Below are 24,521 nucleotides of genomic sequence, written 5' to 3' on the forward strand. Positions count from 1 at the left end.
AATGTCGGCGCAGAATGCGATTTCGCGGCTCAGATTTCCGACGGTGCCCGAGTCACGCCCGCGTCATGCGGTAGTACTCGCCGCGCGCGGCCATGAGTTCGTCATGGCTGCCTTGCTCGACGATCTTGCCGGCCCGCATCACCAGAATGCGATCGGCATCGCGGATGGTCGAAAGCCGATGCGCGACAATGAAACTCGTTCGATCTCGGCGGAGCTCGCCGGTGGCACGCGCAATCAGGGCCTCGGTGCGAGTGTCGACCGAACTGGTCGCTTCGTCCAGGATCAGCAGTTGCGGCCGGGAGAGGAATGCTCGCGCGATGGTGATGAGTTGCTTCTCGCCGGCACTGATGTTGCCGCCGTCGTTGCTGACGCGAGTCTGGTAGCCGTCGGGCAGCCCGCGCACGAACAGGTCGACGTGTGCCGCCTCGGCGGCCTGCGCCACCTCTTCCGCGCTGGCCTCCGGCCGGCCGTAGGCGATGTTCTCGGCGATCGTCCCGTCGAATAGCCAGGTGTCCTGCAGCACCATGCCGATTCGCGATCGCAGCGTCTGCCTGCTCATGGCGGTGATGTCGATCCCGTCGACCAATATGTGTCCGGAATCCACGTCGTAGAACCGCATCAGCAGATTGACCAGCGTGGTCTTGCCCGCCCCGGTCGGGCCGACGATCGCGATCGTGCTGCCCGGCTCGGCCACCAGCGACACGTCTTCGATCACCGGGGTGCCCGCCCGGTATGCAAAGCTCACGTGTTCGAACTCGACGCGTCCGGACGGCGCCTGGCCGTTGGGCGAGACGACAATTGGGGCGCTTTCGAGGTTCGGGGTTTCTTCGGGTTCGTCGAGCAGGTCGAAAACCCGCTCGGCGCTGGCCACCCCGGATTGCAGCGTGTTGTACATGCCGGCCACCTGGTTGACCGGCGTGGTGAACTGCCGAACGTATTGCACGAACGCCTGAATGCTGCCCAGCGTGATCTGCCCGGCGGCAATCTGCAGTCCGCCCACCACGGCCACCGCTACGTAGCCGAGATTGCCGATGAGCGTCGTCGCGGGCGACACCAGACCGGAGCTGAACTGCGCGCCGAAGCTGGCTTGATACACGTCGTCGTTCAACTCGCGGAATCGTTGCTGCGCCGCGTCCTGGAGGCCGAACGTCTTGACCACAGTGAATCCGCTGTAAGTCTCCTCGATATGGGCGTTGAGCCGCCCGGTCCGGGTCCACTGCGCCACGAACAGCCGCCTCGACCGGCGTGCGATGGCCCGCGTGGCCAGCAGCGACAACGGCACCGTCAGCAGCGTGATCAGCGCCAGCAGCGGCGAGATCGACACCATCATCGCCAGCACCGCCACCACGGTCAGCATCAACGTCAGCAACTGGCTGATCGTCATCGACAGCGAGGTCTGCAGGTTGTCGACGTCATTGGTGACCCGGCTCAGCAGCTCGCCGCGCTGGCGCCCGTCGAAGAAGGCCAACGGCAGCCGGTGCACCTTGTCCTCTATATCGGACCGCAACCCGACCATGGTTCGTTGCAGCGTCACGTTCAACAGCCGAGCCTGCGCCCAAAGCAGCAGTGCGGCAAGCACATACAGCGTCAACGCCAGGGCGAGTGTCCAGCCCACGGCACCGAAGTCCACGCCGCGGCCCGGCACCACGTTCATCCCGGACAGCAGGTCTGCGAACGCGGTGTCGCCGCGCTGGCGGGCGGCAGCGACAGCCTGCGCCTTGGTGATGCCGGCGGGCAGCCCGCGTCCGACCACACCGTTGAACAGCAAATCGGTTGCATGGCCGAGGATCCGTGGCACTACGACGCCGATCGCGGTTCCGGTGATTCCCAACATCATCACGATCGCGACCAGCCGCCGTTGTGGCCCAAGGCGTTTGACCAATCGCAGCAACGACCCGGTGAAGTCGCGAGAGCGCGCGACTGCCGCAGGCGTGGCGGTGGGCGGCGCGCTCACCGTCGGCCCCGCTGCTTTTGCGCTCCGGAAAGCATCGATTGTGAATCCGCGAACTCGGTATAGGTGGGGCAGTCCGCCAGCAGGGATTTATGGGTGCCCGCGCCGACCAGCTTCCCGTCGTCGACGACGATAACCTGGTCTGCCGCCGATGCTGTCGAAATCCGCTGTGTCACAAGGATGGTCGTGGCGTCCGCGGAGATTTCCCGCAATGACGCGCGGACCCGCGCCTCGGTGTGCACGTCCAGTGCGGAGAACGCGTCGTCCAGCAGGTAGATGGCAGGACGGCGGATTACGGCGCGGGCGATCGCCAGGCGTTGCCGCTGCCCGCCGGAAAAGTTGATGCCGCCTTGTGCGACAGGCATCTGCAGCGCGTTCTCATGCGCTCGGACGAAGTCGTCGGCAGCCGCCACCCGCAGCGCTGCCCACATGTCGTCGTCAGTGATCACCTGGCCGGGGGCGGCCCCGTAGCGCAGGTTGTCGGCGATGGTCCCGGAGAACAAGTAGCCGCGTTGCGGCACCAGCCCGACGAGTGACCACAACCGCTTGATGTCGTAGTCACGCACATCGACGCCGTCGACCAGGACGGCGCCCTCGGTGACGTCGTAGAACCGGCAGATCAGCGCTATCAGCGTCGACTTGCCCGAGCCGGTACTGCCCACAATCGCGGTCGTGGTCCCCGGTAGCGCCGTCAGGGAGACGTCTTGCAGTATCGGGCGGTCGGCTCCGGGGTAGCGAAACGTTGCGCGGTCCAACCGCACCGTGCCTGTTGCGGCGCCCCCGCGCGGGAACTTGGGATCGGCCGGGTTGGTGACGGCGGTACGCGTGGCGAGCACCTCGGTGATCCGCTGGGCGCACACAGCCGCTCGTGGCAACACGGCCAGCGTCATCGTCGCCATCATCACGGCCATCAGGATCTGAGTGAAATAAGCGAGGAAGGCGAGCAGCGAACCGACCTGCATCTGGCCGCTGTTGATGCGTAATCCGCCGAACCAGACCAGGGCGACGCTGGACACGTTGATGGTCAGGGTGGTCACCGGCAGCATCAGCGCCTGCCAATTGCCCGCCCGCACAGCGGTGTTGGACAGCGCCACGTTAGCCCGCGCGAACCTGTCCCGCTCGAAATTCTCGCGGGCAAATGCGCGGACCACTCGGACACCCGAAAGCTGGTCGCGCATAACACGATTGATGCCGTCGATCATGCTCTGCATGGCGCGGAACATCGGCAGCATCCGCGTAATGATCGCGTAGTTGGCCACACCCAGTATCGGCACGCTGACCAGCAGCAGCCACGACAAACCGGCGTCCTGATGGATGGCCATCGCGATTCCGCCGATAGACATGATCGGTGCGGTAATCAGCACCAAACACGTGATCTGCACCAGAAATTGGATCTGCCTGACGTCGTTGGTGGTGCGGGTCAGCAATGTCGGTGCGCCGAACCGGGCCATCTCACGCTCGGAGAAGGTTGTGACGTGGTGAAACATCGCCGAGCGCAGGTCGCGGCCGAAGCCCATCCCGGTTCGCGACCCGAAGTACACCGCCCCGATGGCGCATAGCGCCTGTACGCCCGTGACGGCGAGCATCAGCAGACCCAGCCTGACGATGGTGTGGGTGTCGCCCTTGGCGACGCCGTCGTCGATGATCGCGGCGTTGACCGTCGGAAGGTACAGCGACGCCAGGGTGCTCACCAGCTGCAGCGACATGAGCGCCGCGACGAGCCGGCGATACGGCCGAATGTACTGGCGCAGCAGTGCCAGGAGCATTTGGTAACTGTCGCATACTGCCGGGCTTCCGGTTTGTGGTCTGCGCCGTGCCGGCGACCGGCAGCGAAAAGCCTGCTCAGGTAGCGTGTCGGTGGTTGACCCCCGGGGCTGAGGCTACAGTGCATCGTGTGACCAGCAGTGGCCTTGGCGGCAGAACCCACGAGCAGACCCACCAGCAGAAGAGGTAGCGGTGCGGCGTAACTTGACGGCACTGGCGGCGGCATCGGCCTTGACGATCTTGATCCCGACGGTCGCCGGGTGCTCGGGCTCCGGCGACAACAAACCCGGCGCGTCGACGCCGTCGGGACCCGGCAGTGGAGAAGGCCATCACGGGCCGTTTTTCCCGCAATGCGGTGGCATCAGCGACCAGACCGTCGCCGAGCTGACCAGGATCTCAGGTCTGGTCAACACCGCGCGCAATTCGGTGGGCTGCCAATGGCTGGCCGGCGGCGGTATCAGCGGCCCGCATTTCTCGTTCTCCTGGTACCGCGGGAGCCCGATCGGCCGCGAACGCAAGACCGAGGAGCTCTCGCGCGCGAGCGTGGAAGACATCAACATCAACGGTCACGGGGGCTTCATCGCGGTCGGAAATGAGCCGAACCTGGGTGACTCGCTCTGCGAAGTCGGGATCCAGTTCCAGGACGACTTCATCGAATGGTCGATCAGCTTCAGCCAGAAGCCGTTCCCGCCGCCGTGCGATATAGCCAAAGAATTGGCTCGTCAGTCGATTGCGAACTCGAAATGATGGGCCGGATGCGTCGCGGCGGCCGCGGCAGAAGATGGTTGGTTCTTTGTGTTGCCGTCCTGGTCAGCGTCCTGGTGGTGTTGACGGGGTGTTCGCGCGCGATATCGGGTACGCCGGTCAAGGCGGGCGGGGCCGGTACCCCGCGCAACAACAAATCCGAGCAGCAGTATCCGAACCTGCTCAAAGAGTGTGAGGTCTTGACCAACGACATCCTGGCCAAGACGGTGGGCGCCGATCCGCTCGATATTCAGAGCACGTTCGTCGGAGCGATCTGCCGGTGGCAAGCGGCCAACCCGGCGGGGTTGATCGACATCACCCGGTTCTGGTTCGAGCAGGGCAGCCTGGCCAATGAGCGCAAGACGGCCGAGGGGCTGAAGTACAAGGTCGAGACGCGAACGATCCAGGGCGTGAATTCGATCGTGATGCGGCCCGACGACCCGAACGGCGCGTGTGGAGTCGCCAGTGATGCTGTCGGCGTGGTCGGTTGGTGGGTCAACCCGCAGGCGCCCGGTATCGATGCCTGTGGCCAGGCTCTCAAGCTGATGGAACTGACGCTGCAAACCAACTCGTAGTCGTATCCTCCTAACGCGGCACGTGAAAGTCGACCAGAGCGGCGCCCGCGGGGCCGACTTTGTCCCAGTCGCCGTCGATCCGTAGCACGGCGATCGCGGATGTCGGGAATTTCTCCGAAATGCGTTGGACCGCATCGAAGTCGGTGCCGTCGGCGCCGGCGAGGATGATGGCGACGTTCGATGTCGTCGGCTCGTGCCCGACGATCAGCAGGGTGCGGACATCGTCGGGAACCTTGTTGATCTCCTCGATCACCGCGCCGGGAGAGGCGCCGTAGAGCCGTCCCACGTAGCGTACCGGCGCGTCAATGCCGGTGGCAGCCAACGTCTTTCGGGCTCGGGTCGCTGTCGAGCACAGGATGCTGTCGAATGTCGGCAGATTGGCGCGCATCCACGCTCCCGCCAGGCCGGCCTCACGGACACCCCGGGAAGCAAGGGGCCGGTCGTGATCGGCGACATCGTCGGGGTACGCCGACTTCGCGTGGCGCATCAGCACGAGATTGCGGTGCTGCTCGGTCATCGGACTCACGTTAGTGAGTGCGCAGGCCAGGTGGCTACGCTGCGTCGTCATCGTCGTCCTCGGCGGGCAGGAGTTTTTCCGGGTGGTGGTAGTTATTCGTGCGTGGCTGGCCATGGTCGAGGAGAGGCGGAGGTATCCATTCGGTGGTGCCGTCGGGGAGTTTTCGTGTCCGCCAGCCCATGTCGATGAGTTTGTGGTGGGTTTTGCAGGCGAAGGTGAGCTTGTCGATGTCGGTGTTGCCGCCGCTGGCCCACTCGTCGACGTGGTGGACTTCGCTCCAGTAGCCGGGGACGTCGCAGCCGGGATGGGTGCAGCCGCGGTCGCTGGCATAGAGGACCACGCGTTGATCGGGTGAGGCGATGCGGCGGGTGCGGCCCAGGTAGAGGGGGCGGTTGGAGTGTTCGTCGAAGACGGCGAGGTAGTGGTAGGCGTGGCGGGCCATGCGGATCAGGTCGGGGATGGGCAGCAGGGTGCCTCCGCCGGTGGCAGCCTGCCCAGCGGCGGCGGTGAGTTCTTGCAGGGTGGTGGAGGCAATGACGCACACCGGTAGCCCGTTGTGGGCACCGAGTTTGGGGTCGCCGAGTTGGCCGCGGACCAGGGCGTTGAGAGCGTCGTGTTGGCGTTGGGCGTGGCTACGCAGGTCCTTGGCGGCGGCCTGGTCGCTGGCCGGACCATCCACGCAGGGGGTTTGGTCGTCGGGGTTGCACATGCCCGGTGCGGCGAAGCGGGCAAACCAGGCATCGAGGTTGGCGCGCAGTTCGGGCGTGGCGATGAGCTTGCCTAGGCTCATCCCGTCGCCGCGCTGCGGGCTCCAGGTGAAGCCGCGTTGACGGGCACGGTCCGCGTCGGAGAATTTGCCGTCCGGGTTGATCAGCACCGCGGCGCGGTTGGCGACTTTTTGCAATTGGTCAGGGCGCAGTTGGGCGGCCTGGCTGGCCAGCAGGTCCTCGGCGTGCTCGACGACGGCCACCGGGGTATCGCCGGGCAGCTCGTGGATGAAGGTTTGAATTACCTTCAGATGCTGGGCGTCCAGGAGGCCTTCGCGCCACGCCTCCGCGGTGGACGGTAATTCCGGCGGCAGTTGCTGGCCGGTCAGCGTGAGGCGTGGAGACAGCTGCGCAGCGTCGTGGATGCGGCGGCGGGCTTCGGCGGGGGTGATGCGCAGCCAGTCAGCGATCACTTGAGGCGCTGGCCCGCCGAGTTCGGCGCGATCTTCTTTCGCCAACCCAGCGATGATGTCGTGGCTGAGCGCGATCTGGCGGCGGCGCGCTGTCTCCAACCGTTCTAGCAGGTGCAGTCGCACAGAGGGCTCGAGGCGGTCGAGTTTCAGCTCGCCCATTCCGGCCAGGGCACAGTCGAAGGCGTCGAGCTTGGCGGTCACCTCCGCCGGCACTTCAATCGAACTCATGTTCGAATGTTATGGGAACTCCACCGCTGCGGGCCACCCGAAGAACCGCCGCTGTGGATGAACCGTCAACTGTGCATAAACGGGGGCCGTGGCCACTCGGCGGCCCGCTCCACTTCTGACCTGCCGCACGACATCCCGCGTCTTGTCGGTGCGCAGACCTACACTCGCGGTGCCTCGATAACTACGGGTCAAGGAGGGACCGGATGCGATTCCTGCACACTGCCGACTGGCAGCTGGGCATGACCCGGCATTTCCTTGCCGGCGACGCTCAGCCGCGGTATTCGGCCGCTCGGCGCGACGCTGTGGCTGGGTTGGGCGCGCTCGCTGCCGAGGTCGGGGCGGAGTTCGTCGTGGTGGCCGGTGACGTCTTCGAACACAACCAGCTCGCCCCTCAGGTCATCGGCCAGTCCCTAGAGGCCATGCGCGCCATAGGAATTCCCGTATATCTGCTTCCCGGCAACCACGATCCGCTGGACGCGACTTCCGTGTACACCGGCGCCCTTTTTACCGCCGAACGGCCGGATAACGTCGTCGTGCTCGACCGGGCCGGCATCCATCAGGTGCGCCCCGGCCTGGAAATCGTTGCGGCGCCGTGGCGGTCGAAGTCTCCCACCACCGACCTGGTCACCGAAGTGCTTGATGGATTGACGGCGGATTCGGTCACCCGGATCCTGGTGGCACACGGTGGTGTTGACGCATTGGATCCCGATCGCGACAAGCCCTCGGTGATCCGGCTCGCCGCGGTCGAATCCGCATTGGCGCGGGGCGCGATTCACTATGTGGCCCTGGGTGATAAGCATTCGGTCACCAGGGTCGCCGACAGGATCTGGTACTCCGGCTCACCGGAAGTCACGAACTTCGACGACATCGAATCCGATCCTGGCCATGTGCTGGTCGTCGACATCGACGACACCGAACCGCAGCGTCCGCCCACAGTAACGGTCCGGCACATCGGCCGCTGGCGCTTCATCACGTTGCGGCGTCAGGTCGACAGCAACCGCGACATCGCCGATCTGGACATGAATTTGGACCAATTGACCGATAAGGACCGCACCGTGGTGCGATTGGCATTGACCGGTTCGCTGACGGTCACCGACCGCGCCGTGCTGGACGCCTGCTTGGATAAGTACGCGCGATTGTTTGCCTGGCTTGGTCTTTGGGAGCGTCATAGCGACCTGGCGGTGATACCGGCGGACGGGGAGTTCACCGACCTAGGCATTGGCGGGTTTGCCGCCGCAGCCGTTGACGAACTCGTCGCCACGGCACGCGCGAACGACGCGGGGTCCGCCGCCGACGCCCAGGCGGCGCTGGCGCTGTTGCTGCGGCTCGCCGATCGGGGAGCCGCATGAAACTGCACCGGCTGGTTCTGACGAACTATCGCGGCGTCGCTCACCGGGAGATCGGGTTCCCGGACCACGGTGTGATCGTGGTGTGCGGCGCCAACGAGGTCGGCAAGTCGTCGATGATCGAGGCATTGGACCTGCTCCTGGAGTCCAAGGATCGCTCGACGAAAAAGGAAGTGAAACAGGTCAAACCGACCAACGCCGACGTCGGCTCCGAAGTCGTCGCCGAGATCAGCAGCGGCCCTTACCGTTTCGTCTATCGCAAGCGGTTCCACAAGAAGTGCGAGACCGAGTTGACCATGCTGGCCCCACGCCGGGAACAGCTGACCGGCGACGAAGCCCACGATCGGGTGCGCGCGATGCTGGCCGAGACGGTGGACGACGAATTGTGGCATGCCCAGCGGGTACTGCAAGCCGGGTCGACTGCGGCGGTGAATCTGTCCGGCTGCGACGCGCTTTCGCGGGCGCTCGATATCGCGGCAGCGAAATCGGACACCGACGCGGCGCTGTCGGGCAACGAACCGTTGCTCATCGAGCGCATCGACGCCGAGTATGCGCGCTACTTCACCCCGACTGGGCGTCCCACCGGGGAATGGGCCGCAGCGATCGCGCGGCTGGCCGACGCCGAGGCGGCGGTCACCGAATGCGCGGCGGCGGTCGCGGAGGTCGACGAGCGGGTGCGCCGACACGCGGACCTCACCGAGCAGGTGGCCGAGCTTTCCCAACAGCGGCTGGCTACCGGCCCCCGACTGGCCGCCGCAGAGGCCGCCGCGGACAAGATCGCCGAGCTCACCCGCCAGGTGCACGAGGCCAAACTCGAAGCGACCGCCGCGGCGGCAACCAGCGCAGCGTCGACGGCCGCCCATACCGCGCGTCTTCGCCTGGTAGACGAAATCGACACTCGCGCAGCAACTGTCGCCGAGGCAGAGGCGGAAGCACAAGCGGCCGTCGCGACGCTGGCCGCTGCACGCGGCGAGGCCGAAGCCGCTGAAGCCGCCGTCAAGGCGGCAACCGCCACCCTCGCCGAAGTCCAGGCTCGCGCCCAGTCGGCGCGGCGTGCCGTGGATCAACTCGCCGCCCGTGAGGAGGCGGACCGTCTCAGCGCCCGGCTGGCCAAGATGGACGGCATCCAGCGCGAATGTGACGCCCTCACCCAGGAGCTGTCGGAGATCACCATCACCGACGAACTGATGCGGCGAGTCGAGAACGCCGCCGCCGCAACCGATCGCATTGGCGGACAGCTGGCGTTGATCTCCGCTGAGGTGCACGTTACCGCCGCCGCTGACCTCGATCTGGTTGCCGGCCAGCGACGCGTGTCGTTATCGGCGGGTCAGAGTTGGTCGGTCGCTGCCACCGAACCCACCGAGATCGAGGTTCCCGGAGTGCTCACGGCGCGCGTCACGCCCGGCGCCACGGCACTGGACGTCCACGCCAAATACGCTGCAGTACAACAGGAATTGGCTGACGCGCTGGCCGCCGCAGAGGTCGCCGATGTGCATGCGGCACGCACGGCCGACCAGCGCCGACGCGAACTGCTCAGCAGCCGCGATCGATTGAACGCCACCCTGGCCGGCCTGTGCGGCGACGACGAGATAAACGAACTCCGTTGCCGGCTGGCCCAGTTACGGGCCGAGGAATCTGCCGAAGCCGGCACGCTCGACGCCCCCACCGCACGTGCCGAGCTCGATGCGGCCGAGATCGCGTGCGCGGCGGCGCACGTCGAGTGCGAATCCAGGCGCGCGGCCGCAGCTGCCGCGAGGTGCCGGCTGGCCGAGACATCCACGCGGGCAACGGTTTTGCAAGCCCATGCGGCAACCCAGCGCACCGAGCTGGATGCCGCCACCGACAGGCTGGCACAGGACAGGGCGTCGGTCAGTGACGAGGACCTGGCGTCCGCGGCAGACGCCGCACTGGCCGCCGGGCAAGCCGCCGAGCGGCGGGTCACCGAGCTGGCCGCGCAGCTCGCCGCCGCCGAGCCAGACGCGGTGGCCGCTGAATTGGCCGACGCCACCGCGGCGGCCGAGTCACTGCACAAGAGCTACGAAGCCGCTTCCCGCGCGTTGCGTGAAGTGAGCATCGAGCTCTCGGTGTTCGGCGGCGAGGGCCGTCAAGGAAAGCTCGATGCGGCCCAAAGCGAGCGTGAGCACGCGATCAGCCAGCATGCCCGGGTCGGTGGCAGGGCTCGCGCAGCGCAGCTGTTGAGGTCGGTGATGGCCCGCCACCGCGACGCCACCCGACTGCGCTACGTCGAGCCATACCGCGACGAGCTGCAGCGGCTCGGACGTCCGGTGTTCGGACCAACCTTCGAAGTCGACATCGACAGCGACCTGTGCATCCGCAGCCGTACCCTGGACGGCCGCACCGTGCCCTTCGAATCGCTGTCGGGCGGAGCCAAAGAGCAACTGGGCATCCTGGCCCGGCTGGCAGGGTCGGCGTTGGTGGCGAAGGAGGACGCAGTTCCGGTGGTGATCGACGACGCACTGGGATTCAGCGATCCCGATCGCCTGGCCAAGATGGGGAAGGTGTTCGACACAGTCGGCGCCGACGGACAGGTGATCGTGCTGACCTGTAGTCCCGACCGCTACCTAGGGGTGAAGGAGGCGCATCGCATCAATCTCGACGTTTAGCAGCCGCAGCGCGCTCAGCGCGTCGTACACTCACTCGAAAACGGGGATGGGCGATGGACATTCAGTGCGACTACGTCGTCGTCGGTACCGGCTCGGCCGGTGCGGTGGTGGCCAATCGGCTCAGCGCCGACCCGGGCACCGCGGTGGCGGCACTGGAAGCGGGACCTCCCGACAAAAACAGATTCATCGGAATCCCGGCGGCGTTCTCCAAACTGTTCCGCAGCGAGATCGACTGGGACTACCTGACCGAACCGCAACCCAACCTCGCCGATCGGCAGATCTATTGGCCCCGAGGCAAGGTACTCGGCGGCTCCTCGTCGATGAACGCGATGATGTGGGTGCGCGGGTTTGCCGCCGATTACGACGAGTGGGCCCGGCGTGCGGGCCCGGAGTGGTCTTACGCCGAAGCGCTCGGTTACTTCCGCCGCATTGAGAATGTTCAGGATGCTTGGCATTTTGTTAACGGTGAGGACAGCGGTGTCACGGGACCGTTGCACGTTTCGCGTCAGCGCAGCCCACGACCGGCCACCGCGGCCTGGCTGGCGGCGGTCCGGGACTGCGGTTTCCCCATGGCACAACCGAATTCGGCTGCGCCGGAAGGTTTCTGCGAGACGGTGGTCACGCAACGGCGCGGCGCCCGGTTCTCTACCGCCGACGCCTACCTGAAGCCGGCCCGACGCCGCAAGAACCTCACCGTGCTCACCAGCGCCACCGTGACCCGAGTCCTCTTCGACGGCAACCGGGCGGTCGGTGTCGAATACGAGCAGAACGGTCAAACACGCGTCGCCAATGCCCGACGCGAGGTGGTGTTGTGCGGCGGCGCCGTCAACAGCCCGCAGCTGCTGATGCTTTCGGGCATCGGCGACCGTGACCACCTTGCCGAACACGGCATCGAGAGCCTGCACCACGCACCGGAAGTGGGGCAGAACCTGATGGATCACCTGGTGGCAGTGCTGGGTTTCGACGTCGGCGCCGACAGCCTGGCGGATGCCGAAAAGCCCAAGCAGCTCATCAACTATGTGGTGCGGCGGCGCGGCATGCTGACCTCCAATGTCGGTGAGGCGTATGGCTTCGTTCGCAGCCGAGCCGAGGTGGAGCTGCCCGACGTCGAGTTGATCTTCGCCCCCGCCCCGTTCTATGACGAGGGCCTGCTCACCGAGTCACCGGGACACGGCGTGGTTTTCGGGCCAATACTGGTCGCGCCCGAAAGCCGCGGCCAGATCACGCTGCGCTCGGCCGACCCACATGCCAAACCGGTCATCGACCCGAGGTACCTGTCCGATGTCAACGGCGCGGACCGTGCCGCGATGATGGAAGGGCTGCGGATGTGCGTCCGGATCGCCGCAGCCCCGCCGCTGAAAGGCCTGCTCGGCCCGATTGCGCGACCACGTAATTGCGCGGAGCTGAACGAGGACACCTTGGAAAAGGCCCTGACCACCTGTTCGCACACCCTGTATCACCCGATGGGCACCTGCCGGATGGGCAGCGACGAGGCGAGCGTGGTGGACCCGCAGCTACGGGTCCGCGGCGTCGATGGATTGCGGGTCGCCGACGCCTCCGTGATGCCCAGCACGATTCGTGGTCACACCCACGCGCCGTCCGTTCTCATCGGCGAGAAAGCGGCCGACCTCATCTGTGGCTGAAACCCGCGCTGCGACCTCGAAAAGGCCTCGGCACAATGGCGTGATGACCGGTGGCAACCGATGACGATGAACGCCAAACGGCGCCGGGCGCACGACAAGCTGGCCCGCATGCCGGGCGTGCGGCCGGTGCGTCGGCCCGTCTCGCCGGGCAGCGCCGACGAGTTCGACCTCTACTACGTGCGCACCGGCCGCAAGTCCGCCCACCCCTTGGTGATCCTCCCCGGCGGCCCGGGAGTGGCGTCCATGCGGCTGTACAAGGGACTGCGCCGGCGCTTCGCGGCTGCGGGTCTGGACGTCATCATGATCGAGCATCGCGGTGTCGGGATGTCGCGGCACGGCGACACCGGAGCCGACCTGCCACCCCAAGCGCTCACCGTCGATCAGGTGGTCGACGACGTCGCCGCGGTGCTCGACGACGCGCACGTGGACTCGGCCGTCGTCTACGGCACGTCGTACGGCACCTACATCGCGGCCGGTCTCGGCGTCCGTCATCCCGCTCGGGTGCACGCGATGATCCTCGACTCCCCGCTACTGTCCCGCGATGACATCGCCGACGTCCGCGACGCCATTCGACGACTGCTGCTGCACGGCGACGAGCCGGAAACCGCCGCGCTGGCACCCAAGGTGCGCCGGCTGGTCGACGACGGTGTGCTGACCCCTTCGGGCGGTCAGATCGCCGCGCGGTTCTACGGCTACGGCGGGACCGATCTGCTCGATCGTCAACTCGACTTGCTGCTCGATGGTCGGAACATGTTGTGGCAGGGCATGGTTCGCCTCGAGGCCATGCTGGCTCGCAAGGCGCCGTACCGGTTTGAAACCGACTTGGTGAGCCGCATCGCGCTCCGCGAACTCGACTACACGCCCGAGTCAGACGGGCTACCGCTCGACCCTGCCGTCGCAATGCGCGAAATGATGCCTGGCTCAGCGAGTTTCGAGGCCGAGCCATATGACCTGGCCGCGGAGATGCCGAAGTTCGGATGGCAAACGGTGGTGATCTCCGGTGGCCGCGACCTCGTCACACCGCCGGCGGTGGCTGAGCGCATCGCATCGCTGGTGCCGAACTCGGTGCTGTTGCGCCTGCCGACAATGGCGCACGGCGCATTGGATTTTCGTGAGGCCGCCGCCCTTGCCGTCGCCGAGGCGGTGTGCCGCGGTGAGTTCGACGGGCTCGCCGAGCGGGCCTCGGCGTTGGACGCGCTTCCCGAGCACCCGGCAATGCGTTTGCTCTGGAAGGCAATTCGGGTGGCCGCCACCGCCGAGCGCGCGTTGCCGTTAGTACGGCGAGCAGGCGCAAAATCGCCCGAATCCGGTGCGGATTAGGCGATTTTGCGTCTGCTCGGCACTAGCTCGGCGCCGGCTAGTGAACGAATCCGACCGTCGTCCAATCCACGTCGGCCAATCCAAACGCGCCGTAGTTCGCCAGATCGCTTCGTACAGCGACGTCGCCGGGCGACTGGAACAGCGGCAGGCTGAACCCTTCCTGCCAGATCATCCGGTCGATCTCGTTGGCGAGGGCACGGGCTCGGTCCGGGTCCAGCTCGGACAACGCCTGATCGATCTTGGCGTCGATTTCCGGGCTACCGATTTTGCCGGCATTGCCTTGACCGTTTGAGGCGTATATCTGACGCAGCGCGGACAATGGATAACCACCTCCTACCCAGCCGAATACGACGACGTCGAAGTCGCCGGTGTCCACGTACTGGCTGAAGAACCCTGTCCCCGGTTTCGGCTCGAGCACCAGCTTGACCCCGATCTGCGCCAGGTTCTGCTGGGCAACCAGCCCGATCTGCCGACGGAACTCCTGATCGTAGAAGGGATTACGAATGACCAGTTGCTTGCCGTTTTTTTCGCGCACCGCTCCATTGAGCTTCCAGCCCAACGCGTCGAGCTCTTGGCGGGCCCGCTCGGGGTTGTACGCGGCCGGCGCACTGTTGTCCTGGTAGCCCAGCTGACCCGCCATGAAGATGTGGTTGTTCAGCGGCGCCGGATGGGGGGTGAGACCATGTTGGACCACGTTGGCGATGGCCTGGCGGTCGATGCCTTTGCTAATCGCGAGCCGCAGCCTCGGATCCTCCAGGATGGATCCGGGCGCGCCGTTGAAGGTGATGTGGTACCACTCCAGGGCCGGTGCGCTTCGGATCGCGATGCCCGGGGTGCGGCGGGCGGTGACCATATCCGCGAGTGAACCCACGTCGGCCGCATCGATCGCATTGTTTTGCAGGGCGGGGATGACGCCGAGGGGATCGAGCACCAGAAACGTGACGGAGTCCAGCCGCGGCTTGGCCCCCCACCAGCGGGGGTTGCGGGTCAACACGACACGCTGCGCAGTCCGGTTGATCGTGGACACCATGAACGGCCCAGCTGACGGGCCGGGCCCGTTGAGTTGGCCCTTGTTGAACACCTCCGGGTTCTCCGTCATGGTGTGCGGTTGCAATCCGCCGAACAGCGCGCGCCATTCGGAGTAGGGCTTGTCGAAGGTGACTATCGCTTGACGGTCGTCGACCCCTCTGGTCACCGACTTCACCCGTTCATAACCGGAGCTGCTTGCGATCAAGTACCGGTCGTCGCGGCCGCTGCAGGCATGGGCCATAGCCGCGAAATCCTCCCAGGTGATCGGGGCGCCGTCGCTCCAGATCGCCTTCGGATTGATGGTGTAAGTGACGACCTGCGGGTTAGTGCCGGTCAACTCGACGTCGGTGAAGTAATCGGTGTTCAGCCGCTGTGAGCCGTCGGCGTTGGTGATGAAGACACCAGGCAGTGTGGGACCGACAACCGAACCGGTGGCCGCCGTGTTGCCGTCGATATTTGACACGTTGAAGTTATCCGGGAACATCGTCAGCGACAGCCGGAGATTGCCGCCGTTCCGTAGGGTCGCCGGATCCTGAGGGTTGATGTCGCTGGTGGTGCCGATCCGCGCCGCATGCGCGTCGACGATGTCTCGGTAACCGCCCGAACAGCCGGTCACAACCAAAACAGCCGTCAGCACCAGCAGTGCAAGTTTCGAGCGCCTCACCCGCCCGATGTTAACCACTGGCGACATCAATCTCCCTGGGGTCGCGCCCGCGGAACCGCACCCAGCAGTCGCTGCGTGTACTCGTGCTTCGGATTGCTGAACACCTGATCGCCGTCGCCCTGCTCCACGATCGTTCCCCGATACATCACCGCCACCCGGTGAGCTAGGTGTTTGACCACCGAAAGATCGTGCGACACAAATAAATACGACAAGCCGAAGCGGTCCTGCAGGTCAAGTAACAGGTTGATGATGCCGGCCTGAATCGATACGTCGAGCGCCGAGACCGGCTCGTCGAGCGCAAGGATCTTCGGCTGCAGCGCCAGTGCCCGCGCAATGCCGATCCGCTGCTTCTGCCCGCCGGAGAACTCCGCGGGATAGCGACTGGCGTCGCCGCGGTCCAGCCCGACGACCGACAGTAGCTCGGCGACCCGTTCCTCGCACTGCTGCCTGTCAAAGCCATTGGCCACCAAGGGTTCAGCGACAACCTCGAACACCGGCAGGCGGGGGTCCAGCGAGGCCACCGGGTCCTGAAATACCACCTGCAACTCGGTTCGTAGCTTCCGGCGGGCGGCCCTATTCAGCGACGAGACGTCGGTGCCGAGAATCTCGATGGACCCCGCCTGCGGTGTTTTAAGTTCCAAGACCTGACTGAGCGTTGTCGACTTGCCGGAGCCGGATTCGCCGACGATGCCCAGGGTGCGGCCCTGCTCGAGGGTGAGACTGACACCGTCCACCGCGCGAACCTCACCCACCCGCCTGCGGAACACCACACCCTTGGTGAGCGGGTAGGTTTTGGCGAGATCGGTGATCCGCAGCACCGGGCGGGGCTCTTCGGCGCCGCTATCGATGTAGGGCGGTTGAGTTGATACTTCGAAGATTTCGGCGGCGCTGCGTCCCGCGACGTCGTTGGTGCGAATGCAGGCGGCCCGGTGGCCGTTGCCGACGACGACCAGATCGGGCTCCGCCGAACGACATCGGTCAATCACCAGTGGACAGCGGGGGGCGAATGGGCATTCATCTGCAGACAGCGACGACATTGTCGGCGGCGCACCCGGGATCGGGATCAGCCGGGTGCCCTGGGGAGCGTCGAGCCGCGGCACGGAACCCAGCAACCCGACCGTGTAAGGCATCCGGCGGTCGCGGTAAAGGTCGTCAACGGAGGCGATCTCGACACCACGTCCGGCGTACATGACGATTGCGCGGTCGGCGAACTCGGCCACCACACCCAGGTCGTGGGTGATGATCAGCACGCCGGCGCCGGTCACATCGCGCGCGGTCCGCAAGAGGTCGAGGATTTGCGCCTGCACGGTGACGTCCAGCGCGGTGGTTGGTTCGTCGCAGATCAGCAGATCCGGATCATTGGCGATGGCGATCGCAATCACGACCCTTTGGCGCTCACCGCCGGACAACTCGTGCGGGAAGGCCCTCGCTCGGCTCGCGGGCTGCGCGATACCTACGAGCTCCAGTAGCTCAACGGCACGCTTGCGCGCATCGGCTCGGCTGGTCTCGCGGTGATGAACCCTTATCGCTTCGGCGATCTGGTCGCCGATTGTGTAGACCGGGGTCAGCGCCGACATCGGATCCTGAAATACGGTGCCGACCTTGTTTCCGCGGATTCGTGACATCGCCTGGTCGGACATTCCGAGCAATTCCTCGTCCTGCAAACGCACCGATCCACACACTTCCGCGTACTCGGGCAAGAGTCCGATTGTTGCCATTGCCGCGGTGCTTTTGCCCGAACCGGATTCGCCGACGATCGCTACCACTTCGCGCGGATCGATGTGATACGTCAGGCCGCGCAGCGCGGACACTGCAACGTCGCCGGTCTCAAAGGTGACGCTCAGGTCCGTCACCTCTAACAGGGCCGTCACCGTCGCCTCTTGCGGCGCGGAGGACGGCTGCGAGGGTCCAGCGCGTCGCGCAGTCCGTCGCCGGCGAGGTTGGCGCAGAACACGATCAGCACCAGCGCACCGGCCGGAAACAGGAAGACCCACGGGAAGGTGGTGACCGAAGGCTCGCCGTCGGCGATCAAAGTGCCCAGCGATACGTCGGGCGGCTGAACACCAAATCCCAAGAAACTCAAGCCGGTTTCGGCTAGGACCGCAGACGCGACATTGAGCGTCGCATCGATGATGAGGATGGAGGCCACGTTGGGCACGATGTGATGCACGATGATCCGTCGACTCGAAACGCCCATGTACCTTGCAGCACGGACAAATTCGCGTTCTCTGAGGCTCATCGTCAAGCCACGTACCATCCGCGAGCTGACCATCCAGCCGAAGATCGCCAGCAGAGTGATGAGCCAGAAAATGTTGCTCGACCCTTTGGTTCGCTGGGCGACGATGGTGATCAACAGGAAGCTCGGCACTACCAACAGCAGGTCCACCAGCCACATCAGTGCTCGGTCACGCCAGCTGCCGAAATAACCGGCCACCGATCCCACGGTGGCGGCAAGGGTGGTCGAGATCAGCGCCACGCAAAATCCGATCAGCATCGACTTCTGCATCCCGCGCAAAGTCCGGGCCAGCAGGTCCTGACCGAGCGCATTGGTGCCGAACCAGTGTTTGAGTGACGGCGGCTGCAGCAGCGCGTCGTAGTCGAGATGGTTGTAGTCGTAGGGGAGCAGCGGCGGCAGGGCGTAACAGCCGATGAACCCCGCTACCAGCAGAACCACCGCCACCATCGCGGGCTTGTTGCGGGTGAACCTTCGTACCAACAGATTTCGCCGCGAGGTGAATGCCGCCGGGTGGAGACCAGACTTGACTTCCGCGGTAGCTTCTTGAACGGTCATGTCACCCGTACTCTCGGGTCCAACAGCGCATAGAAGACGTCCGACAACAGGCCGGCAAGCAGAACCGCCGCCCCGGAAAACACCGTGATGGCGCCGACGTTGGTGTCTTGAGTCGAGACACCTAGCACGAACCACTCGCCCATGCCGTGCCAGCCGAAGATCTTTTCGACGAAGACCGCACCTGCGACCAGGCCGCTGAATCCGTAGGCAAACAATGTGGCCAGTGGAATCAGCGCCGTCCGCAAGCCGTGCTTGAACAGCGCGCGCCGCCGGGTCAGACCCTTTGCACGTGCGGTTCGGATGAAATCCTCGCCGAGCACGTCCAGCATGGCGTTGCGCTGGTAGCGGCTGAAGCCCGCGATTGAGAGCAGGGCCAAGGTCAGGGTTGGCAATACGAGGTGCTGCACGCGGTCGACCAGCCTGTCCAAGCCGCCGCTGGGGGGAATCGGTGCGGTTTCACCGGTGTACTGGAAGATTTGCGTCTCGGTGAGCATGTTCACCCGTAGCCCTACCAGAATGAGCAGGCCCGCCAGGACGAAGGACGGAATGCTCAGGGTGAGTAAGGACAACATGGTGATGACACGGTCGCTCAGCCGATACTGACGGATGGCTCCCCAGGCCCCCACGATGACTCCGATTACCGCGCCCAAAACCGAACCGGTCACCAACAGCCGCAGACTGACCCCGATCCGATGCCACAGCTCGTCGGAGATCGGGTGGCTGGTCACCGTTTTGCCGAAGTCGCCGCGGACCACACCGGACGCCCATCTCGCATATCGGACGTGTAAGGGTTTATCCAAGCCAAGTTCAACCTTTTTGGCATGGATGGCTTCTGGCGAAGGCGGTGGGTGCCGCTGGATATAAGTGTCCAGCGGATGGAAGTTCACTGAGGCCAGGCAGAAGGCCAGGAACGACGCCAACAGCAGCAGGACGATGTAATTGAGCAGCCGACGCACGAGAAAGCGAATCATGCCTGACCGCCCCGCACGCGTCGCATTGGGACAGGTTAAAAGATGTGCGGCCGCTTAGCCCGGCCAACGTCGCCGAACGCTCGAAGTCTGATGGTGGCGACCCGTCCCCCAGCTTCGCGGGGGTGCCCCCAGCGCCCGGCTGGCGCCGCGCTCGCGATCGCCACGGGTCTGATGGTGGCGACCCGTCCCCCAGCTTCGCGGGGGTGCCCCCATCGCCCGGCTGGCGCCGCGCTCGCGATCGCCACGAGTGGCGGCAGATGCTTCAGATCCGGATGATCAAGACCCATGAAATCCCAGCACTCGATTGTTAAAATCCACCGCGCCAACCATATGTCTAGCAAATTCCATCCCGTGATTTCGAGGAGCCTTGCGTGACGGTTACCGAGGACTACCTGGCCAACAACGCCCAATACGCGAGCAACTTCAACGGTCCGCTACCGATGCCGCCGAGCAAACACGTCGCCGTCCTCGCCTGCATGGATGCCCGACTCGACGTCTACCGTCTGCTCGGCCTCAACGAGGGCGAAGCTCACGTCATCCGCAATGCCGGTGGGGTGGTCACCGACGACGCCATCCGCTCACTGGCGATCAGCCAGCGGCTGCTCGGGACCCGGGAGATCATCCTCATTCACCACACCGACTGCGGCATGCTCACCTTCACCGACGACGACTTCAAGCGCAGCATTCAGGAAGAAACCGGGCTGAAACCGCCGTGGGCGGCCGAAGCGTTTCCCGATGTCGAGGAGGACGTCCGGCAGTCGCTGCGCCGCATCGAAAACAGTCCGTTCGTCACCAAGCACGTGTCGCTGCGCGGATTTGTCTTCGACGTTGCCACTGGCAAGCTCAACGAGGTAAGCCTGTAGCTGCTGCTCTACGTCGGCTACGGGGTGCTGAACCCGCAGCGTGGACCGGAAGAGTTCGCCAGTCGGCTGTCCAGCGTCGCAAGCTGCGCTCCTAATAATTCGGCCAGCGCGACGTACCAGGCGTCGTATGCTGTGACGTTCTCCCGCAACTCCCACACACGTGCGGCGACCGGCTCATAAGCGAACAGCCCGACTCGTAGAGTCAGCAGGTCCGCGTGCGCTAACGCCGCTGTGTCGGCAGAGATCTCGCCGACCAGGGCGGCACGCCGCAGAATGTTGGCCACCTCCGCCGGCATGAGGTGGGGCGCGGCGAGGTCGTCCGAGGCGAGCAGTTGGTCTGCCCATTGTCCGATCGCACCGGTGTCGACGAGGGCGGCTACCACGACGCTGGCGTCGACAACAAGGGTCATCGACGATCCGCATCGCGGTGGCCGAGGATCGACTCGGCCGAGAGCTGGCTGCCCACGCGGTGCTTGCGGTCGCGAATCTTTGCGAGCACCACCTCCGCATCGGGCCGGCGGGCCAGCTCGATCAGCTGTGCACGCAGGTACTCCTGCAGCGAGCGACCAGTGAGTGCAGCCCGGGAAGCAAGCTCATCGCGGGTGTCGTCGGGTACATCGCGAATGGTGATCGCCGCCATGGCAGCATTATGCTGCTATTCGCTGCATATCCGCAACCAGCTGGGCCGCGACCGTTCGCCGTTGACAGCGACGGCGCTGCCTGATTCCATATACGGCAATAACAGTAAATATGGCCAGTTCTACCAGAATTATCAGGAATGCGGAGCAGCCCAGCCGATGACCGTCGACGCAAAAGCCGGCCCCGCGGCCGGGCAATATGAACTGACCCACCTGCGCTCGCTCGAGGCCGAGGCGATCCACATCATTCGGGAGGTCGCGGCCGAATTCGAGCGGCCGGTGCTGCTGTTCTCCGGCGGCAAGGACTCCATCGTCATGCTGCACTTGGCGCTCAAGGCTTTTCGGCCCGGCCGGCTGCCGTTCCCGGTGATGCATGTCGACACGGGCCACAACTTCGACGAGGTCATCGCCACCCGCGACGAACTCGTCGAAGCCGCAAACGTGCGGTTGGTGGTCGCCTCCGTCCAGGATGACATCGACGCCGGCCGTGTCGTGGAAACCATCCCGTCGCGCAATCCCATCCAGACAGTCACGCTGCTGAGGGCCATCCGGGAGAACAAGTTCGATGCGGCATTCGGCGGCGCCCGCCGCGACGAGGAGAAGGCCCGCGCCAAGGAGCGGGTGTTCAGCTTCCGCGACGAATTCGGACAGTGGGACCCCAAGTCGCAACGGCCCGAGCTGTGGAATCTCTATAACGGGCGGCATCACAAGGGCGAACACATCCGGGTGTTCCCGCTGTCCAACTGGACCGAGTTCGACATCTGGTCATACATAGGCGCTGAGAAGGTCAAGTTGCCGTCGATCTATTTCGCGCACCGCCGCAAGGTCTTTCAGCGCGACGGCATGCTGCTGGCGGTCCACCGGCACATGCAGCCACGCGCCGACGAGCGGGTGTTCGAGGCTACCGTGCGGTTCCGCACCGTCGGCGATGTCACCTGTACCGGCTGTGTGGAGTCGAACGCCGCCACCGTGTCGGAGGTCATCGCCGAGACCGCGGTGGCCCGGCTGACCGAACGCGGGGCAACCAGAGCCGACGACCGGATCTCGGAAGCCGGGATGGAAGACCGCAAACGGCAGGGCTACTTCTGATGACGACACTATTGCGGCTTGCGACAGCCGGTTCCGTCGACGACGGCAAGTCCACCCTCATCGGGCGGTTGCTCTATGACTCCAAGGCGGTGATGGAAGATCAGTGGGCGTCGGTGGAGCGCACGTCCAAAGAACGCGGCCACGACTACACCGACCTGGCCCTGGTGACCGACGGCCTGCGGGCCGAGCGCGAACAAGGCATCACCATCGACGTCGCCTACCGCTATTTCGCGACTCCGAAGCGGAAATTCATCATCGCCGACACCCCTGGACACATCCAGTACACCCGCAACATGGTGACCGGGGCGTCCACGGCTCAACTGGTGATCGTGCTGGTCGATGCTCGGCACGGCCTGTTGGAACAGTCTCGCCGGCACGCCTTCCTGGCATCGCTGCTGGGCATCCAGCATGTGGTGCTGGCGGTCAACAAGATGGACCTAATCGATTGGGACAAAGACAAATTCGAGGCGATTCGCGACGAGTTCCATGCGTTTGCCGCGCGCCTGGACGTGCAGGACGTGGCCACCATCCCGATCTCGGCGCTGCACGGCGACAACGTGGTGACCAAGTCCGATCACACGCCGTGGTACGAGGGTCCCGCGCTGCTGTCGCATCTCGAAGAGGTCTACATCGCCGGTGACCGAAACCTGGTCGACGTGCGGTTCCCGGTTCAGTACGTCATCCGGCCACACACCTTGGACCACCAAGATCACCGCAGCTACGCGGGCACGGTCGCCAGTGGTGTGATGCGGCCCGGAGACGAAGTGATCGTGCTGCCGATCGGCAAGACCACCCGGATTACCGCGATCGACGGACCGAGTGGGCCTGTGGAGGAAGCGTTTCCACCGATGGCCGTGTCGCTGACCCTCGCAGACCAGATCGACATCTCGCGCGGCGACATGATCGCACGTACTAACAACCAGCCGAGAATCGCGCAGCAGTTCGATGCGACCGTGTGCTGGATGGCGGACAATGCGGTGCTCGAGCCCGGCCGCGACTACATCATCAAGCACACCACCCGCACCACCCGCGCCCGGGTCACCGCGCTCGACTACCGGTTGGATGTCAACACACTGCACCGCGACAAGACGGCGAAAGCATTGCAGCTCAACGAACTCGGCCGCATCTCGCTGCGCACACAGGTGCCTTTGCTGCTCGACGAATACACGCGCAACGCGAGCACCGGATCATTCATCCTGATCGACCCCGACACCAACGGCACCGTTGCGGCGGGCATGGTGTTGCGCGACGTATCAGCGCAAACGGCAAGCCCGAACACCGTGCGGCACAAGTCGTTGGCTACCGCAGAAGATCGGGCCGGCCACGGCAGGACGGTGTGGTTCACCGGTTTGTCGGGGTCCGGGAAATCGTCAGTAGCCATGCTGGTCGAGCAGAAGCTGCTCGAAAAGGGTATTCCCGCTTATGTTCTCGACGGCGACAACCTGCGCCACGGCTTGAACGCGGACCTGGGCTTCAGCATGGCTGACCGGGCGGAGAACCTGCGCCGGCTGGCACACGTCGCGACGCTGCTCGCGGACTCCGGCCAAGTCGTGTTGGTTCCGGCGATCAGCCCGCTGGATGAGCATCGGGCCATGGCCCGAAAAGTGCACGCCGACGCGGGATTCGACTTCCTCGAGGTGTTCTGCGACACCCCGCTGGAAGACTGTGAGCGGCGTGATCCCAAGGGGCTGTATGCCAAAGCGCGTGCAGGCGAGATCACGCACTTCACCGGCATCGACAGCCCGTACCAGCGGCCGAAGAACCCGGACCTGCGGCTCACCCCCGACCACCCGCTCGACGAGCTGGCACAGCAGGTCATCGATTTGATCGAGTCCCGGTCGTGAGCGACCACGAGCTGGCCCAGCGGCTGGCGACGCAGGCCGGTGAGCTCCTGCTCGCCGTGCGCGACGAGCTCGCCGAAGCGACGCCGTCGGAGCGAAAAGCAGCTGGGGACAAGCGATCACACGACTACTTGATGCAGGCGCTGGCCCAGTCGCGGCCCGGCGACGCGGTGCTTTCCGAAGAAGGCGCCGACGACCCGGTGCGTCTGCGCTCGCAGCGGGTCTGGATCGTCGACCCGCTGGACGGGACCCGCGAATTCTCCGAGCTCGGCCGCGAGGACTGGGCCGTGCACGTCGCGCTGTGGGAATCCGGCGAACTCGTCGCCGGCGCGGTAGGCCTTCCCGCACAGGGCATTACGCTCGCCACGCCCGTCGTCACGCCGCCGCCGGCCTATCCGGGCTCGCCCCGGATCGTGGTATCGCGCACCCGTCCGCCGGCCATCGCGCTGCAAGTATGCGAACGTGTCGGCGGCACTCTGGTCGAGATGGGTTCGGCGGGGGCGAAGGTCGCCGCGGTTATCGAGGGGTCGGCCGAGGTGTACGTCCACGCTGGCGGCCAATACGAATGGGATTCCGCGGCGCCGGTCGCGGTCGCCCGCGCGGCCGGGTTGCACACCTCGCGCCTCGACGGTTCTGCGTTGCAGTACAACCGACCTGACCCCCTGCTGCCCGATCTGGTGGTGTGCCGCCCGGAGTATGCCGAGGCGGTGCTGAGCGTCACCGACTGACTGGCAGAATTCTCC

At 65.3% G+C, this 24,521-nt stretch carries 19 protein-coding genes and 1 pseudogene; 10 read left to right on the forward strand and 10 right to left on the reverse strand.

The features are described 5' to 3' along the window. Positions 1–52: 52 nt before the first annotated feature. Both AC5Y2L_RS05275 and AC5Y2L_RS05280 read right to left on the reverse strand, forming a co-directional pair. Positions 53–1,954, reverse strand: a complete 1,902-nt coding sequence (locus tag AC5Y2L_RS05275) for an ABC transporter ATP-binding protein (RefSeq protein ID WP_499932789.1) — start codon at positions 1,952–1,954, stop codon at positions 53–55. Further along, positions 1,951–3,717 carry an ABC transporter ATP-binding protein gene (locus tag AC5Y2L_RS05280; RefSeq protein WP_499932787.1) on the reverse strand — a complete coding sequence of 589 codons (1,767 nt, stop codon included), beginning with the start codon at positions 3,715–3,717 and terminating at the stop codon, positions 1,951–1,953. The genes AC5Y2L_RS05275 and AC5Y2L_RS05280 overlap by 4 nt, the downstream gene beginning before the upstream one ends. Before the next feature lie 190 nt (positions 3,718–3,907). Here AC5Y2L_RS05280 and AC5Y2L_RS05285 point away from each other — a divergent pair, with 190 nt between their 5' ends. Both AC5Y2L_RS05285 and AC5Y2L_RS05290 read left to right on the forward strand, forming a co-directional pair. Further along, positions 3,908–4,462: a DUF3558 domain-containing protein gene (locus AC5Y2L_RS05285; RefSeq protein WP_499932785.1), complete on the forward strand. Its 555-nt coding sequence runs from the start codon at positions 3,908–3,910 to the stop codon at positions 4,460–4,462. An 8-nt stretch (positions 4,463–4,470) separates the two neighbouring features. Then, complete coding sequence (locus tag AC5Y2L_RS05290; RefSeq protein WP_499932783.1) at positions 4,471–5,034, forward strand: DUF3558 domain-containing protein; 564 nt, start codon at positions 4,471–4,473, stop codon at positions 5,032–5,034. 10 nt (positions 5,035–5,044) lie between these two features. On the opposite strand, the gene AC5Y2L_RS05295 is transcribed toward AC5Y2L_RS05290, so the two are convergent. Beyond that, positions 5,045–5,551 carry a SixA phosphatase family protein gene (locus tag AC5Y2L_RS05295; RefSeq protein WP_499932781.1) on the reverse strand — a complete coding sequence of 169 codons (507 nt, stop codon included), beginning with the start codon at positions 5,549–5,551 and terminating at the stop codon, positions 5,045–5,047. Between the two features lie 34 nt (positions 5,552–5,585). After that, on the reverse strand, positions 5,586–6,959 hold the full coding sequence (locus AC5Y2L_RS05300) for an HNH endonuclease signature motif containing protein (RefSeq protein ID WP_499932779.1): 1,374 nt from the start codon (positions 6,957–6,959) through the stop codon (positions 5,586–5,588). Positions 6,960–7,162: 203 nt separating this feature from the next. Here AC5Y2L_RS05300 and AC5Y2L_RS05305 point away from each other — a divergent pair, with 203 nt between their 5' ends. Genes AC5Y2L_RS05305 through AC5Y2L_RS05320 form a run of 4 tightly spaced genes read left to right on the forward strand, consistent with a single transcriptional unit; the run spans position 7,163 to position 13,892 of the window. Further along, positions 7,163–8,308: a metallophosphoesterase family protein gene (locus AC5Y2L_RS05305; RefSeq protein ID WP_499932778.1), complete on the forward strand. Its 1,146-nt coding sequence runs from the start codon at positions 7,163–7,165 to the stop codon at positions 8,306–8,308. Continuing rightward, positions 8,305–10,929 carry an AAA family ATPase gene (locus AC5Y2L_RS05310; RefSeq protein ID WP_499932776.1) on the forward strand — a complete coding sequence of 875 codons (2,625 nt, stop codon included), beginning with the start codon at positions 8,305–8,307 and terminating at the stop codon, positions 10,927–10,929. Before AC5Y2L_RS05305 ends, AC5Y2L_RS05310 begins: the two co-directional genes overlap by 4 nt. 53 nt (positions 10,930–10,982) lie before the next feature. Then, positions 10,983–12,572, forward strand: a complete 1,590-nt coding sequence (locus AC5Y2L_RS05315) for a GMC family oxidoreductase (RefSeq protein WP_499932775.1) — start codon at positions 10,983–10,985, stop codon at positions 12,570–12,572. 60 nt (positions 12,573–12,632) lie between these two features. Next, complete coding sequence (locus tag AC5Y2L_RS05320) at positions 12,633–13,892, forward strand: alpha/beta fold hydrolase (RefSeq protein WP_499932773.1); 1,260 nt, start codon at positions 12,633–12,635, stop codon at positions 13,890–13,892. A 37-nt stretch (positions 13,893–13,929) separates the two neighbouring features. Here the strand turns inward: AC5Y2L_RS05320 and AC5Y2L_RS05325 are convergent, their stop codons facing one another. The 4 genes from AC5Y2L_RS05325 to AC5Y2L_RS05340 are packed head-to-tail and all read right to left on the reverse strand — an operon-like array spanning position 13,930 to position 19,347. Next, entirely contained in the window at positions 13,930–15,585 is a 1,656-nt protein-coding gene (locus AC5Y2L_RS05325) for an ABC transporter family substrate-binding protein (protein WP_499943655.1), read from the reverse strand. A 26-nt stretch (positions 15,586–15,611) separates the two neighbouring features. Then, positions 15,612–17,456 carry a dipeptide ABC transporter ATP-binding protein gene (locus AC5Y2L_RS05330; protein WP_499932769.1) on the reverse strand — a complete coding sequence of 615 codons (1,845 nt, stop codon included), beginning with the start codon at positions 17,454–17,456 and terminating at the stop codon, positions 15,612–15,614. Further along, positions 17,453–18,376, reverse strand: a complete 924-nt coding sequence (locus AC5Y2L_RS05335) for an ABC transporter permease (RefSeq protein ID WP_499932767.1) — start codon at positions 18,374–18,376, stop codon at positions 17,453–17,455. The genes AC5Y2L_RS05330 and AC5Y2L_RS05335 overlap by 4 nt, the downstream gene beginning before the upstream one ends. Then, positions 18,373–19,347, reverse strand: a complete 975-nt coding sequence (locus tag AC5Y2L_RS05340; RefSeq protein WP_499943657.1) for an ABC transporter permease — start codon at positions 19,345–19,347, stop codon at positions 18,373–18,375. The genes AC5Y2L_RS05335 and AC5Y2L_RS05340 overlap by 4 nt, the downstream gene beginning before the upstream one ends. A gap of 371 nt (positions 19,348–19,718) precedes the next feature. On the opposite strand from AC5Y2L_RS05340, the gene AC5Y2L_RS05345 reads away from it, so the two are divergent. Then, complete coding sequence (locus AC5Y2L_RS05345) at positions 19,719–20,210, forward strand: beta-class carbonic anhydrase (protein WP_499932763.1); 492 nt, start codon at positions 19,719–19,721, stop codon at positions 20,208–20,210. Between the two features lie 17 nt (positions 20,211–20,227). On the opposite strand, the gene AC5Y2L_RS05350 is transcribed toward AC5Y2L_RS05345, so the two are convergent. Then, positions 20,228–20,620 (reverse strand): type II toxin-antitoxin system VapC family toxin, encoded by a 393-nt coding sequence (locus tag AC5Y2L_RS05350; RefSeq protein ID WP_499932761.1) that lies wholly within the window; start codon positions 20,618–20,620, stop codon positions 20,228–20,230. Beyond that, a complete protein-coding gene (locus AC5Y2L_RS05355; RefSeq protein WP_499932759.1) occupies positions 20,617–20,850 on the reverse strand; it encodes a FitA-like ribbon-helix-helix domain-containing protein in 234 nt (77 codons plus the stop codon). The genes AC5Y2L_RS05350 and AC5Y2L_RS05355 overlap by 4 nt, the downstream gene beginning before the upstream one ends. Before the next feature lie 110 nt (positions 20,851–20,960). Here AC5Y2L_RS05355 and cysD point away from each other — a divergent pair. The 3 genes and pseudogenes from cysD (at position 20,961) to AC5Y2L_RS05370 (ending at position 24,506) form a co-directional block, all read left to right on the forward strand. Beyond that, positions 20,961–21,937: pseudogene (cysD, locus tag AC5Y2L_RS05360) on the forward strand (sulfate adenylyltransferase subunit CysD). After that, positions 21,937–23,781: an adenylyl-sulfate kinase gene (cysC, locus tag AC5Y2L_RS05365; RefSeq protein WP_499932757.1), complete on the forward strand. Its 1,845-nt coding sequence runs from the start codon at positions 21,937–21,939 to the stop codon at positions 23,779–23,781. Before cysD ends, cysC begins: the two are co-directional and overlap by 1 nt. After that, on the forward strand, positions 23,778–24,506 hold the full coding sequence (locus AC5Y2L_RS05370) for a 3'(2'),5'-bisphosphate nucleotidase CysQ (RefSeq protein ID WP_499932755.1): 729 nt from the start codon (positions 23,778–23,780) through the stop codon (positions 24,504–24,506). The genes cysC and AC5Y2L_RS05370 overlap by 4 nt, the downstream gene beginning before the upstream one ends. Positions 24,507–24,521 lie beyond the last annotated feature (15 nt).

It is taken from the genome of Mycobacterium sp. NGS66 (assembly GCF_059812225.1).